Genomic DNA, 13,814 nt, shown 5'->3' with positions numbered 1-13,814 from the left:
TTTAGATATTCACTAAAAAAATAGTAAAACAAAATAAAAAGATAGCTCTTAAAAACACAGACTAATAATATACTACAAACAATAATATATCTGCTATAATTAAATCATACTGATAGATAATAACACGCTACCTATCCATAATTTCGTACATTTATACTAAACTTAAACCCTTTAAGCTATGATAGTTATTAGTCCAACTGATTTACAAAATGAACAGAAAAAACACTTAGAGTTAGCAGAGACTGAAAAAGTAGTTGTTAAACGCGGAGATAAGTTCATACATCTAGTTGTATCTGATAGAGCATTCCTTGATGATGCTGCAGAACAAGGGGTCATAGGAGATGAGTTAAAAAAACCTGTCTTTAAACACATTGATACACTTTTTGAAAAATAGAAGACTAGTAACTACTGACCCCTATGATAAGAATAGTTTATGATTCAGAGATAGAAATTTACTTAAACAAACTCGTTACTATCTTATACGAAAATAAATATCTTAGTTCGAAATCGACAGCATACGATTATGTTAGCTAGATCATCGACACAATAGAAAAAGAAATAAGTGTAAAACCATATAAACCCGCTCCTCCTCATTTTGATCAATACGGAAAAGATTTAGTTTATGTTGTTTTTAAAAGGAATAACAATACTCAATGGTATGTCTTTTTCAAGCCTATAGATGATATATTCTATATCCGATATATAGGAAACAATCATACCTGCGCACAATACATCACAGAAGTCAAAATATAAAGAGAGTATGTACTACAGTAATAACGATAGAGAAGTGATGTCAATAGTACACCAAATAAAAAAGCCAGTCATAAGACTGGCTTTTGTTTTGCTCCCCCTCTTGGGCTCGAACCAAGGACCCTCTGATTAACAGTCAGATGCTCTAACCAACTGAGCTAAGGAGGAAGGTTATATTTTACCTTTATTGCGGTGCAAATATATAACGATTTTTAGTATCTGCAAATATTTAATTTAAAAAATTAAAACTTTTTTATTCTTCACTTTTTAAGGTCGGAAGCCCCAGTTTATAACGATTTGCTATCAAGCGAATTACAAAAACGGAAGCCGCACAGAATATTTGTGTAAAAATTATACCTACACTGAAATAATCAAGTAGATAGTATATCATCACACCGAATATACAGGTCAGCGCATACCACTCCTGTTTAAAAATAGCAGGAATCTCGTTAATCATTATATCCCTAACGATACCTCCTACTATCCCAGTGATAGTCGCCATGATCACTACTACCCAAAATGGGTAGCCTAGAGACATGGTCTTCTCTGTACCTACCACAACAAATAAACCTAGACCTATACTGTCAAACCATAAGAAGGTACTGTTTAGATGCACTAATTGTTTTCTAAAGAGTACCACGAAGAATAATGCTATTACCGTACACCACACATACACACTATTTAACATCCAGAAAGGCGTAACTCCTAATAGTAAGTCACGCAGAGTCCCCCCTCCTGTAGCAGTGACAAATCCTACTACTAATGCACCGAACCAATCAAGGCTCTTCGCTGAGGCCATGCGGATACCCGAAATAGCAAATGCACAAGTCCCAAAGAACTCAATAATGTCTACAAAGTGTATTGTAGTCCAAAAATCAATAAATTTATCTAGCATAACACGACAATATATGTATAAAAACCGCCTTATTTAATTACCACTGACTTCTTATTTACGAATGATAATAATCCTTCTTCTGCCATTTCTCTTCCTATTCCAGAGAACTTATTCCCTCCGAATGGTACTCTAGGATCAGAGATTACCATCTCGTTTATAAATACAGCTCCTTCGTCGAACTCGTGAACCTTAGATTTTAAGAATTCGACATCTTTACTAAACATCGCCACACCTAATCCGAAGCGAGAATCGTTGCTCATCTCTATCGCTTCATCGAATGTATCATAGCCAACGATAACCGCTAGCGGGCCAAAAGTCTCTAGCTTAAATGCAGGCATATCTGGTGTGACATCTGTGATCACAGTTGGCTCGAACTTCGCTCCATCGCGTTTACCTCCCACTGCGATCTTCGCTCCCATCTGTACAGAATCATTCATAATCGTCTCTAGTTCTATCGCTAAATCTTCTCTAGCCATCAATCCGATACCTGTATTATGATCCATTAAGTCACCGAATCTGATCTCTCTGACTGCGGCTACAAACTTATCTGTAAATTCTTTAATAATAGCATTGTGGATTAAAAATCGCTTTCCTGCTATACAGCTCTGCCCAGTATTCTGAAATCTAGCATTGATAGCTGTGGGGATAAGAGCGTCTATATCCACATCTTCTCTTACGATAAAGGCATTACTCCCTCCTAGTTCTAACACTGTAGGCTTAATCAATTCTCCTGCTTTCTTCCCTACAGAGCTACCTGCTGCCTCACTCCCTGTAAGAGATACTCCCTTGATGATAGGAGACTCGATGATCGCATCTACTTCTCTACCTGCTACAGTTACATTAAAGTACACTTGCTCATACCCCTCTACTCTAAAGCAGTCTTCTAATGCCTTCGCACTAAGAGGTACATTACTCGCATGCTTCACTACTACCGTATTACCTGCTAATAAAGTCGGGATAGCAAATCTAAACACTTGCCAGAAAGGGAAGTTCCACGGCATAACTCCTAGAATGACACCTAAAGGATCATTCACCGTATACGTCTCTGTCCAATCTGTCTGTATAGTTCTCCCTTTTAGAATCTCTTCTCCATGCTCTATATAATAATCTATTAACCTCGCACTCTTCTCTGCTTCAGCTACAGCTTGCTTAATAGGCTTATGCATATCCAATGTCATACATTTTCCATACTCCTCTACATTAGTAAGTAGGTTCTGCTTAACTTTCTGAAGATAAGCTACTCTATCTCTCACTTTAAGTTTCTTCCAATTTAGAAATGCACTATTGGCATTGTCTAAAATATCTGTTACTACTTTGTCCATAGTTTGAATGTTTACATTTTCTCTAAAATTAATAATTGTTTTACAAACCTCCTTAAGCAACGAGATAAAATTTGACAACTCAGTTAAAATAGCTAAATTAGTATCATCCTAAAATGAAATGACTATGAGTAGAAATCAACTAATTTTTCTAATCGGCATCGCATTATTTGCCCTGTCATTTATCTTATTTTACTTAAATGTAATAGGCGCGCAGTTAGCTTACTTTGTGCTTCTGATATCTTTTGTTATGATTGTTAGCCCATTAGTGATCTATCTATTTAATAAGTTAAACTAAAGTTTTACTTTTGTCAAAAAAAACAAAGATGGATAAAAATGTAAAGTTATTGCTCTTAGGGGCTTTCCTTTTTATAATCACTATAGTACTTCGTTCTATGACAGCTATCAGTAGTAGCGTTATCCTAGCATTAGCTATAATATCGCTAGTCATCGTAGTAGTACCACTGTATAAACTAGTCTTTAAAAAACTACGCAAATAAAAAAGCCAGCTTATAGCTGGCTTACTTTTTTATCTCTATTCCCTACTAACAGATAGGCTATAGCGCCTAATACTGGAGCGAATATAATGATGAGGCACCATATCACCTTATAATTATATTCTAACGTTGATCTTCCTACTTTATACAAGCTATAAATTATTAGCCCAATAAGTGAAAGTAAGAAAAACTGCCAAACATAAAGAATCATTTTATTATTATGTAGTTTAGTTATATATCACAAAGAACTTTTCTTTCTATACTAAAAGCTAAAGTACAAAAAAAACCAGCTATAAGCTGGCTCTTCAGAATATTTAAAGTTCTATTTCTTTAATTCTCTTGTCAAGTTTTCTAACATTACTTCTGTCATAGAAGATAAGTCATACTTATGATTCCATCCCCAGTCTTGCTGTGCAGAAGTATCATCTATACTAGCTGGCCAGCTGTCAGCGATAGCCTGTCTAAAGTCTGGATTATACTCTATCGTAAAGTCAGGGATATGCTTCGCAATCTCAGCTGCTATCTCTTCTGGCGTGAATGAGATACCACCTAAGTTATAAGAAGAGCGAATCTTCACATCTTCTTTCTTCGCTTGCATAATACCTACAGTCGCATTCAGCGCATCTTCCATATACATCATCGGAAGAGCTGACCCCTCAGATAAGAAACAGTCATAGTGCTTATCCTCGATAGCCTTATAGAAAATATCTACTGCGTAATCTGTAGTACCACCACCTGGAGGTGTAGTCCAAGAGATTAACCCAGGGTAACGGATACTGCGTACGTCTACTCCAAATTTGTTATAGTAGTACTCACACCAGCGCTCTCCTGTCTGCTTAGAAATACCATATACTGTACTTGGCTCCATCACAGTGTACTGAGGTGTGTTATGTCTAGGTGTAGTAGGTCCAAAAACAGCTATTGATGATGGCCAGAATATCTTTTTAATTTTACCTTCTTTAGCAAGGTTTAATACGTGGAACAACGAGTTCATATTTAAGTCCCAAGCAAAAGCTGGGTTTTTCTCTGCAGTCGCTGATAACAATGCAGCCATTAAATATACTTCCTCTACTTGATGTTTTTCTATCACTGCCGCAACAGCGTCAAACTCCATAGCATTTAATGTCTCGAAAGGTCCCGAACTCATAAGAGCTTCATTTCCTTCTCTAATATCAGAAGCGATCACATTCTCACTTCCATAAACATCTCTTAATTTAAGCGTTAGCTCAGAACCTATCTGTCCGCAAGCTCCGATTATAAGAATTTTGGTTCCCATTGTTTGTGTATTTAAAAAGTACACAAATATAGTTTAAGTCCTATTACAAATCAATTTTCACCACCAAGATTCCTATAACTTTATAACTTATATAACAATCTGACAATCTATGTGGTATAAAATAGCACAGAACTTTGTAAATTTGACCTCTAAATCATAAGAACAATGAAAAGCAATTTATATATACTTTTACCTCTTTTATTCTTGGTATCTATCGTATCATTCTCGTGTAAAGACGAAGAGAAGTTCGCGAAAGAACAAGAATTAAAAATAGCACAACACAATGACAGTGTGTATGACTATCTAACGAAGAACTGGAATCTACGTGTTCCGGCTGCTTCAGCAGAATTAGACGTTATCCTAAAAGATTGGAAACCTTGGCAAGAGTTTGCACAAGAGGTAAAGTTAAAACCTGTGTCTACTATAGGGGCTTTTCAGAAGAGTGCTAATAGAATAACAGAATTACTACAAAGCCTTACTTACCAACAATATCCTAAGGAGCTAGACTTGCCAGACATCAAAGCTAGAATGGCACTTCTACAAACTTCTCTAAACAACTTAAATATGTTCTTAGAAGTGACTCCGATAAGTATAGAAAAGTTAGATCAAAATCTAAAGCATACCAACACTGCGCTAAGACTACTTCTAGCTCAGATGGATGAAAATATTGTCAAAGCAAAGTTACCGCAAGAAGAAGGTGAAGCTGAGATGCTAGAGGCTATTAACGAAGAAAGAAGGGCTAACCCAACACCAGAAAACGAATAGAGCATGGATATTAAACAACGCTTTCAAGAGTCTTCAAAAACAAAACAACTCCTCCAAGACCTACAGTCTAGAGGTAATAAAATATATCTAAAAGGATTACTAGGTTCGGCTATCTCATTTCAGATAGAAGCCTTATTCCGAGAAGCTGATGCTCCTTTTTTATTAATATTCAATGATAAAGAAGAGGCTGCTTATTACCTAAATGATCTAGAGACACTAGTCAATAAAACCGATGTTCTCTTCTACCCAGGTTCTTATAGAAGACCGTATCAGATAGAAGAAACAGATAATGCTAATGTACTACTACGTGCAGAGGTATTGAATAGAATTAGTTCTCGTAAAAAGCCTGCTATCATTGTTTCGTATACAGAGGCTATATTCGAAAAAGTGGTTACTAAAAAGGTATTAGAAAAGAATACACTTAAAGTACATCAAGGTGATAAACTCTCTATAGACTACATCAATGAGGTATTGTTTGAATACAATTTTAAACGAGTTGATTTCGTAGCTGAGCCGGGAGAGTTCTCTGTAAGAGGAGGGATTATAGACGTATTCTCTTTCTCTAACGACAATCCGTACCGTATAGAGTTCTTCGGAGACGAAATAGATAGTATCCGTACCTTCGACGTAGAAACGCAGTTATCTGTAGATAAACAGAAGAAAATCACTATCATTCCTAACGTAGAGAACAAGTTCTCTGCAGAGGTAAGAGAGAGCTTCTTAGATTATATCTCTGAGAAGACTGTTATACTAACGCAGCATACTGCTATGACAGTAGAACAGCTAGACCGTCAGTTCGATAGAGCTGTAGATACCTTCTCTAAACTTAATAAAGATTTAAAGCACAAGGAACCAAAAGATATGTTCTTAGACGGACAATCTTTCTTACATAAGCTAGAGCTATTTACGCTACTGGAGCTGAATGATACCAAACTGATGGATGTCAATAAGACCGTTGAGTTTCACATCAAACCTCAGCCTTCGTTTAACAAACAGTTTGACTTACTGGCTCGTAACCTAAATGACAATACAGACAATGGGTTCTATAACTACCTATTCTGCTCTAATGAGAATCAGGCTAAGCGCTTCAAAGATATATTTGAGTCTCTTAAAGAAGATGATAATCACAAAGTAGTACAATCATTCAAGACAATCGTGATGCCGATCTTCGAAGGATTTATCGATGAAGAAAAGCAAATCGTCTGCTATACTGACCACCAAATCTTCGAACGCTATCACAAGTTTAGTATCAAGAATGGGTATACTAAAAAGCAAACGATCACACTAAAAGAGCTAAACTCTCTTTCGGTAGGTGATTATGTAACGCATATAGATCATGGTATCGGTAAGTTCGGAGGGTTACAAAAAATACAAGTAGAAGGAAAAACACAAGAGGCTATCAAGCTAGTATACGCTGATAATGATATCGTCTATGTAAGTATTCACTCTCTACACAAAATATCAAAATACAATGGTAAAGATGGGACTGTACCTAAGATCCATAAATTAGGTTCGGCTGCATGGAAAACCTTGAAGAATAAAACAAAGGCTCGTGTTAAGCACATTGCCTTTAACCTTATTCAACTATATGCAAAACGCCGTTTGCAGAAAGGATTCCAATGTGCTCCTGATAGCTATTTACAGCATGAGCTAGAGAGTTCGTTTATCTATGAAGACACTCCAGATCAGCTAAAAGCGACACAAGAGGTAAAGGCGGATATGGAACAAGAAAGACCAATGGATCGCTTGGTATGTGGGGATGTAGGTTTTGGAAAAACTGAGGTAGCTATTAGAGCTGCCTTTAAAATGGTCGACAATGGCAAACAAGTCGCAATACTAGTTCCTACGACTATCCTAGCCTTTCAGCATTATCAGACATTCACAGAGCGTCTGAAGGATATGCCTGTACGCGTGTCTTATATCAATAGATTTAGAACTGCTAAACAAAAAGCAGAAATACTAAAAGACCTAGAAGCTGGTAAAATAGACATCCTTATCGGTACACATCAGTTAGTGAATAAAGGCATTGTGTTTAAAGATCTAGGGTTATTAATTATAGATGAAGAACAAAAATTCGGAGTAGCTGTAAAAGATAAGTTGAAAACGATATCAGAGAATGTAGATACACTTACACTTACTGCTACACCTATCCCGCGTACACTACAGTTCTCTCTGATGGCTGCACGTGACTTATCTGTGATAAGCACTCCTCCACCGAATAGATATCCTATCGAAACAAATGTGGTAGGATTTAATGAAGAGGTGATTAGAGATGCTGTGTCTTATGAGATAGAAAGAGGTGGTCAAGTGTACTTCATCAATAATCGTATAGAGAATATTAGAGAAGTAGCGGGGATGATACAACGTCTCGTACCTGATGCTAAAGTAGGTATCGGCCATGGTCAGATGGATGGTAAAAAGTTAGAAGAACTAATGCTTGCGTTTATGAATGGGGAGTTCGATGTACTCGTTGCTACTACCATTATCGAGAGTGGATTAGATGTACCTAATGCCAATACGATATTGATTAATAATGCTAATAACTTCGGGCTATCTGACTTACATCAGATGAGAGGTCGTGTAGGACGAAGTAATAAAAAAGCGTTCTGTTACTTCATCTGTCCTCCTTATTCTGTTATGACAGAAGAGGCGAGAAAGAGAATACAGGCACTAGAGCAGTTTAGTGATCTGGGTAGTGGTCTAAACATCGCTATGAAAGACTTAGAGATCAGAGGGGCTGGTGATATCTTAGGAGGCGAACAGAGTGGTTTCATCAATGAAATAGGATTTGAGACGTATCAAAAGATCATGCAGGAAGCTATCGAAGAGCTTAAGGCTAACGAGTTTAAAGACCTATACGAAGAAGAGAATAAAGAAGAAAACAAGGTATTCGTAAAAGATACTCAGATAGATACTGACTTCGAGATATTGTTCCCTGATGAGTATATCAATAATATCACAGAGCGACTAAACCTGTATAACGAACTGAGCTTGATAACGAATGAAGAAGTCTTGCAGCAGTATGAACAGCGATTAATAGACCGATTCGGTGCACTGCCACGTCAGGCTATTGCTTTATTAAATAGCTTGCGCATCAAATGGCATGCAGCTAATATGGGAATAGAAAAGATCGTGATGAAACAAGGAAAGATGATTTGTTACTTCTTAGGGGATCAACAGTCAGACTTCTATCAATCTGCCAAATTTAGAAAGGTATTAATCTTCATACAACACCGTTCTAATATCTGTGAGATGAAAGAGAAGCAGACAAAGAATGGACTGAGATTATTGCTAACATTCAAAAATGTAAAGTCTATCAAACAAGGTTTAGAATACATTGAACTTTTAGATTCAGCTGAAACTTAACGTAAACTTATAACGCCTGATATTGTATTAATATCAGGCGTTTCTATATAGTCTATCATCAAAACTTAAATAGAGACATTTATAGCCATTAATCTTATTCTGATATAATAAGTTACTATACATAGCTAATTCTCTCTATAATAAAAGAAAAAGGAGCTTTGCATATAGTGCAAAGCTCCTTTAGTATATAATTTAAAACTTACTATTAATAACCGAATAAGTCTTCTAGGCTAAGTTCTTTTACTTTACCCATTTTCTTCACAGCTTCCCAGTCTAAGTTCTCTTTCTTACCTAATAATCCTACGTTGAAAGTTTTTCCTTTTACGTATTTATCGAAGTAGTTAACTAGATCAGTCATCTGCATATTCTGTACTTGAGAGTAGATATCTTTATTAATATCATAGTCAATACCTTTCTCTTTTAAGCTTAACCAGTAAGAGAATATCTGTGCTTTAGTATAACGCTGTGTAGCGATATTCTTAAGAACAGTATTTTTAGCATTTTGGAATTGGCTTTCTCCTTGAGGCATAGCATTCATTAATTCCATCATTGCTTCTACTGCTTGTGGTAATTTATTCGCTTGTGTACCTACATAAGCCATTACATAGTTGTGTTTATCAGCTTTTGCAGCATTCATATAGTATGCATAAGCTGAGTATGCTAATGATTTAGACTCACGAATTTCTTGGAATACCACTGAAGCCATTCCTCCTCCAAAGTAGTTATTAAATACAGAGCTAGTCGCTAATAAGTCTTTATTAAACTTACCTTCTCTTGCTCTATACGTAATCTCTGCCTGAACCATATCATAAGGAGCAAAGTACAATGTTCCGTCAGTAGCTGGTTCTGGATATACTTTAGCAGCAGGTATTTTTTTACCTTTTCCTAAGTTATGGTGCTCTACGATCGCTTTCTTCGCTGTTTCCTTATCATTACCATAGTAGAAAACATCATTGTTGTAATCGAAGAAGTTATGAATTAACCCAACTAATTCTGTTGGCTTAATAGTCTTTAATTCATTCTCACTTAAGATATCTTTAAAACGGCTTAACTCCCCATTAGAAACGATATAGCTATTCAATGCTCTTTGGATTCCCCCTTTGCTTGATTTAGCATCTAAACGTCCTTTTAAGATCTGATCTACCATATTAGCATAAGCAGTATCATCTGCCTTAGCATCTGTTACTAAATGCTCTAATAATTTGATACCTGCAGGGATGTTTTCTTTCAATCCTTTTACAGTGATATATGTCTTATCTGTACCTGTACTAATACCATAAGAAATACCTAACTTATAGAACTCTTTCTTAATATCAGCAGCTGAATACTTACTAGTACCTAAATAATCTAAGTACCCAATAGCTAATGATAACTTATTATCATTATCAGAACCTACTTCTGTAATATAAGTTACTGTTGCTAGATCATTAGTAGTATTCTTAATAGAATATAATTGGCTATTCGTTTTACCAATCTTCTCTTTTTGAATAGCGCTATTGAAATCAACAAACACAGGAGCTATTTCTTTAACTTCTATTCCTTTTAGACGTTTATAAAATTCTGATTCGCTATCTCTATTGATATCGATAGGTGTAATACCTGGATTCTCTACACGTACTAAGTCTTTATTCTCTCCTTGACGTTTATAGATAACAACATAGTTATCTTTATAATTTGCGTTCACGAAGTCGATTAACTCTTGTTTAGTCACTTTAGACATACGCTCTAAATCAGAAACAGCTTGTTCCCAAGTACGACCGTGAATAAATGCTTGGTACATTTCTGTAGCCATTGCATCATTACTTTCTAAAGCTTCCATAGAGTTTTTACGGAATTCATTGACAACTGCGTTTAACAACCACTCGTCAAACTCTCCTTTTTTAAGTTTCTCTATTTGAGCTAACAATAGATCTTTAACTTCTTCTACAGTTTGTCCTTCATTAGGCATACCTGTCAATTGGTGTACAGAGTAGTCCTTCATCACCATAGGTGAACTAGACGCATACAATGCTTTTTGTTGCTGATTTACATCTAAATCTATAATACCTGCCTGACCATTGCTTAACAACATATCGATCAAGTTAAGATAAATAGCATCTTTCGTCTTAACTCCTCCTAAACGGAAACCTATTTCTACACGCTCAGCTTGTGGGCTATAGATGTCTTTAACTTGTATCTTAGTTAGAGGCGCCTCTTGAGCGATATATTCTTTAGGTTGATTTGCTTTTTTCATTGAACCAAAGTAAGCGTTAACTAACTTAATCGTAGGCTCAAACTCTAAATCACCAACTAATACAACAGCTATATTATTTGGTACATAGTATTCGTTAAAATAATTATTAATAGCTACCATAGAAGGGTTCTTCAAGTGATCTGAAGTACCTATCGTAGTCTGAGTTCCGTAGTGTGTAGTTGGGAATAATAACTTCATCATTGCTTCATGTGAAGCCCAATAGTCATTATCCTGTCCTCTATTAAACTCTTCATATACTGCTTCTAACTCTGTGTGGAATAGACGCAATACTAGTTCTGAGAAACGCTCACTCTCTATCAATAAGAATTTCTCTAACTCATTAGAAGGAATTACGTTCTTATAAACTGTCTCATCAAACCAAGTATGAGCATTAGTTCCTGTAGCTCCGATAGAAGCCACAGCTTTATCATACTCATTTGCAACAGCGTACTGAGATGCAACTTTAGAGATTTCATCTATTTTTTTATAAATAGCTTTCTTTTTCTCTACGTCCTTTTCAGCTTTATGTTGTTCATACAAATCAGAGATTTGTTTAATTAACTCTTGCTCTTTAGCCCAGTTCACAGTACCTAATTTAGAGGTACCTTTAAACACCATATGCTCAAGATAGTGAGCTAACCCTGTACTATCTTCTGGATCGTTATTAGATCCTGTACGAACAGGAATATACGTCTGTATACGTGGTTCATCGTGGTTCTGAGCTAGATATACTTTTAATCCATTTCCTAAAGTATACACTCTTGCTTTAGCTGGGTCATTCTCTACGTATTCGTAAGTAAATCCATTAGCATCTTTTGTAGTAACAGTTTTATACTGTGCATGCATTGAAGCACTTACAGAGAAAATAAAACCGAACAGTAAATACCTTTTTTTCATTTGTCGGTGTTTTTGTGTCTATCTTCCAAAGCTATAAAATAAATTTCACACTCTTTTATTAAAATTCAATCTAAATTACAAACACAAAAAAAGGTCAGTTGTAATATTACAACTGACCTCTATATTTACTCTAATAATATGCTTATTTTACATCTACTGCTTCGTGAATAGGTGTACCTATATTTCCATTAGGAGCTTCTATTTTTAAGATCTCTGCAATAGTTGGTGCTATATCTGTCATATGAGTCTCGCGGATAGTCTTACCTGGTTTAACACCCCATCCCATAAATACAGCTGGTATATGAGCATCATAAGACCCCCAAGTTCCATGAGTTGTACCTTTAGCATCTTTTCTTCCACTATACCATTGTGGTTCTAAGATATACTGAATCACTCCACTTCTCTTGATATTATATCCATTAACTATACGCTCGCGAATCTTAACAGGAATAGCTGCTGTAGCCGCTTTATCCATATCAGTTACAAAAGCAATACCTTCTATTTTCTTTAGCTCCTTAACGATAAACTCGCGAATATCATCTTCTTCTAAGTCTTTTTCTTGCACCAAAGCATTGTTTAAATGAACTTGGTAGTTAGTTAAGCTCTTGATGATATCTTTCTCACCGAACTTTTTATCTAACTTTTCGTTCAATACTTTTTTTGCTTCAGCTGTATTAAAATAACCTGAGTTACCTTTTTGATCAGCAAAATACTTAGGATTATGTGCTGCTCCGTGGTCTGCTGTTAAAAAGAATGTATAGTTTCCTTTACCAACTTTCTTATCTAAATAAGTTAAGAACTCAGCTAAATCAGCATCTAGTCTTAAATATGTATCCTCTACTTCAATCGAATTAATAGCAAATTGATGTCCTACATAATCTGTAGAAGATAAACTTACTGCTAAGAAATCTGGAACTCCTGCAGGATTAGCTCCTAATGCTTCACTATCAATCGCAACTTTTGCAAAGTCTAGAGTTAATGAATTACCAAATGGTGTAGCTTTAATTAAATCATATCCATTGTCTTTCTTTAGTTTAACTAGATTACGAGGAAATACAGGTTTATCTTCTCCTTTATATGTTTCTTCATACTCATTATCATCAGCAGTACTTAGCACATAAGTATCTATAGGATACATAGTATTCCATCCTTTCTTAAAGTATTTGTCAGCTAACTTCTCTTTATTAAATGACTTCACCCATTTAGGTAAATCATTCATATAAAAAGTACTTGTAATCCAATCACCAGAAACTCCATCTAACCAATAAGCAGCATTAGCAAAATGACCTGCAGGCAATATACCACCTCTATCTTTTATAGCAATACCTACTACTTTTGATTGGAAATTAGTAGCTAGTTTTAACTGATCTGTCACAGTAGATACTAATAAGTTCTTAGGTGATTGTTTTCCTACTTTACCTACACCTCCTACAGCTTCTACACTATCATCTTGAGTACAGTACATACTCTCACCTGTCGCTTGAATGATAAAATCATTACCAGCTATTCCATGTACAGCAGGTACACTACCTGTATAAATAGTACTATGCCCAATAGCAGTATAAGTTGGGATATAATCTATAAGTGTGTTTTCACTTGAAAAACCTTCGTTTAATAAGCGTTTAAATCCATTATCTGAATAGCGATCATAGTATTTATAAAGGTAATCCCATCTCATCTGGTCTACCACTACTCCTACTACTAACTTTGGTTTCGGTAATGTTTCACCAGCTAAGGCAGAAAGTGAAAACATACAGCCTACTGCTGCAAATAAGGTTGTTTTAAATTTCATTTATTTAAGATTAGTTTTGTTTAA

10 protein-coding genes and 1 tRNA gene are annotated in these 13,814 nt (G+C 35.6%); 4 read left to right on the top strand and 7 right to left on the bottom strand.

Going from position 1 to position 13,814, the window contains the following annotated elements; translation table 11 throughout:
• Window positions 1–178: 178 nt before the first annotated feature.
• Window positions 179–394: a hypothetical protein gene (locus AABL87_RS02605; protein ID WP_253112462.1), complete on the top strand. Its 216-nt coding sequence runs from the start codon at window positions 179–181 to the stop codon at window positions 392–394.
• Between the two features lie 450 nt (window positions 395–844).
• On the opposite strand, the gene AABL87_RS02600 is transcribed toward AABL87_RS02605, so the two are convergent.
• The 3 genes from AABL87_RS02600 to AABL87_RS02590 form a co-directional block, all read right to left on the bottom strand.
• Window positions 845–918, bottom strand: a tRNA-Asn gene (locus AABL87_RS02600).
• A gap of 85 nt (window positions 919–1,003) precedes the next feature.
• Window positions 1,004–1,645, bottom strand: a complete 642-nt coding sequence (locus tag AABL87_RS02595) for a trimeric intracellular cation channel family protein (RefSeq protein ID WP_006257792.1) — start codon at window positions 1,643–1,645, stop codon at window positions 1,004–1,006.
• Window positions 1,646–1,674: 29 nt separating this feature from the next.
• Entirely contained in the window at window positions 1,675–2,967 is a 1,293-nt protein-coding gene (locus AABL87_RS02590; RefSeq protein WP_253112465.1) for an aldehyde dehydrogenase family protein, read from the bottom strand.
• 323 nt (window positions 2,968–3,290) lie between these two features.
• Between AABL87_RS02590 and AABL87_RS02585 the strand changes: the two genes are divergently transcribed.
• On the top strand, window positions 3,291–3,464 hold the full coding sequence (locus AABL87_RS02585) for a hypothetical protein (protein ID WP_006257795.1): 174 nt from the start codon (window positions 3,291–3,293) through the stop codon (window positions 3,462–3,464).
• A gap of 10 nt (window positions 3,465–3,474) precedes the next feature.
• On the opposite strand, the gene AABL87_RS02580 is transcribed toward AABL87_RS02585, so the two are convergent.
• A complete protein-coding gene (locus tag AABL87_RS02580; protein WP_006257796.1) occupies window positions 3,475–3,672 on the bottom strand; it encodes a PLDc N-terminal domain-containing protein in 198 nt (65 codons plus the stop codon).
• A 111-nt stretch (window positions 3,673–3,783) separates the two neighbouring features.
• A complete protein-coding gene (locus AABL87_RS02575; protein WP_253112470.1) occupies window positions 3,784–4,737 on the bottom strand; it encodes an NAD-dependent epimerase/dehydratase family protein in 954 nt (317 codons plus the stop codon).
• A 165-nt stretch (window positions 4,738–4,902) separates the two neighbouring features.
• Between AABL87_RS02575 and AABL87_RS02570 the strand changes: the two genes are divergently transcribed.
• Both AABL87_RS02570 and mfd read left to right on the top strand, forming a co-directional pair.
• On the top strand, window positions 4,903–5,502 hold the full coding sequence (locus AABL87_RS02570) for a hypothetical protein (RefSeq protein ID WP_025124379.1): 600 nt from the start codon (window positions 4,903–4,905) through the stop codon (window positions 5,500–5,502).
• Window positions 5,503–5,505: 3 nt separating this feature from the next.
• Window positions 5,506–8,868, top strand: a complete 3,363-nt coding sequence (gene mfd, locus AABL87_RS02565) for a transcription-repair coupling factor (RefSeq protein WP_341276912.1) — start codon at window positions 5,506–5,508, stop codon at window positions 8,866–8,868.
• Between the two features lie 205 nt (window positions 8,869–9,073).
• On the opposite strand, the gene AABL87_RS02560 is transcribed toward mfd, so the two are convergent.
• Window positions 9,074–11,998 (bottom strand): M16 family metallopeptidase, encoded by a 2,925-nt coding sequence (locus AABL87_RS02560; protein ID WP_341276911.1) that lies wholly within the window; start codon window positions 11,996–11,998, stop codon window positions 9,074–9,076.
• 142 nt (window positions 11,999–12,140) lie between these two features.
• A complete protein-coding gene (pafA, locus tag AABL87_RS02555) occupies window positions 12,141–13,790 on the bottom strand; it encodes an alkaline phosphatase PafA (RefSeq protein ID WP_341276910.1) in 1,650 nt (549 codons plus the stop codon).
• Window positions 13,791–13,814 lie beyond the last annotated feature (24 nt).

This window comes from Myroides sp. C4067, from assembly GCF_038039665.1.
GTDB lineage: Bacteria > Bacteroidota > Bacteroidia > Flavobacteriales > Flavobacteriaceae > Flavobacterium > Flavobacterium odoratimimum.
Note: the sequence above shows the minus strand (reverse complement) of the source record. Positions and strands in the feature narration are given on the sequence as shown.

Excerpts from the sequence above, each read along its gene's own strand:
- AABL87_RS02585 (WP_006257795.1), top strand. The coding sequence starts at position 3,291 with ATGGATAAAAATGTAAAGTTATTGCTCTTAGGGGCTTTCCTTTTTATA.
- AABL87_RS02575 (WP_253112470.1), bottom strand. The coding sequence starts at position 4,737 with ATGGGAACCAAAATTCTTATAATCGGAGCTTGCGGACAGATAGGTTCT.
- AABL87_RS02595 (WP_006257792.1), bottom strand. The coding sequence starts at position 1,645 with ATGCTAGATAAATTTATTGATTTTTGGACTACAATACACTTTGTAGAC.
- AABL87_RS02605 (WP_253112462.1), top strand. The coding sequence starts at position 179 with ATGATAGTTATTAGTCCAACTGATTTACAAAATGAACAGAAAAAACAC.
- AABL87_RS02580 (WP_006257796.1), bottom strand. The coding sequence starts at position 3,672 with ATGATTCTTTATGTTTGGCAGTTTTTCTTACTTTCACTTATTGGGCTA.
- mfd (WP_341276912.1), top strand. The coding sequence starts at position 5,506 with ATGGATATTAAACAACGCTTTCAAGAGTCTTCAAAAACAAAACAACTC.
- AABL87_RS02560 (WP_341276911.1), bottom strand. The coding sequence starts at position 11,998 with ATGAAAAAAAGGTATTTACTGTTCGGTTTTATTTTCTCTGTAAGTGCT.
- AABL87_RS02570 (WP_025124379.1), top strand. The coding sequence starts at position 4,903 with ATGAAAAGCAATTTATATATACTTTTACCTCTTTTATTCTTGGTATCT.
- pafA (WP_341276910.1), bottom strand. The coding sequence starts at position 13,790 with ATGAAATTTAAAACAACCTTATTTGCAGCAGTAGGCTGTATGTTTTCA.
- AABL87_RS02590 (WP_253112465.1), bottom strand. The coding sequence starts at position 2,967 with ATGGACAAAGTAGTAACAGATATTTTAGACAATGCCAATAGTGCATTT.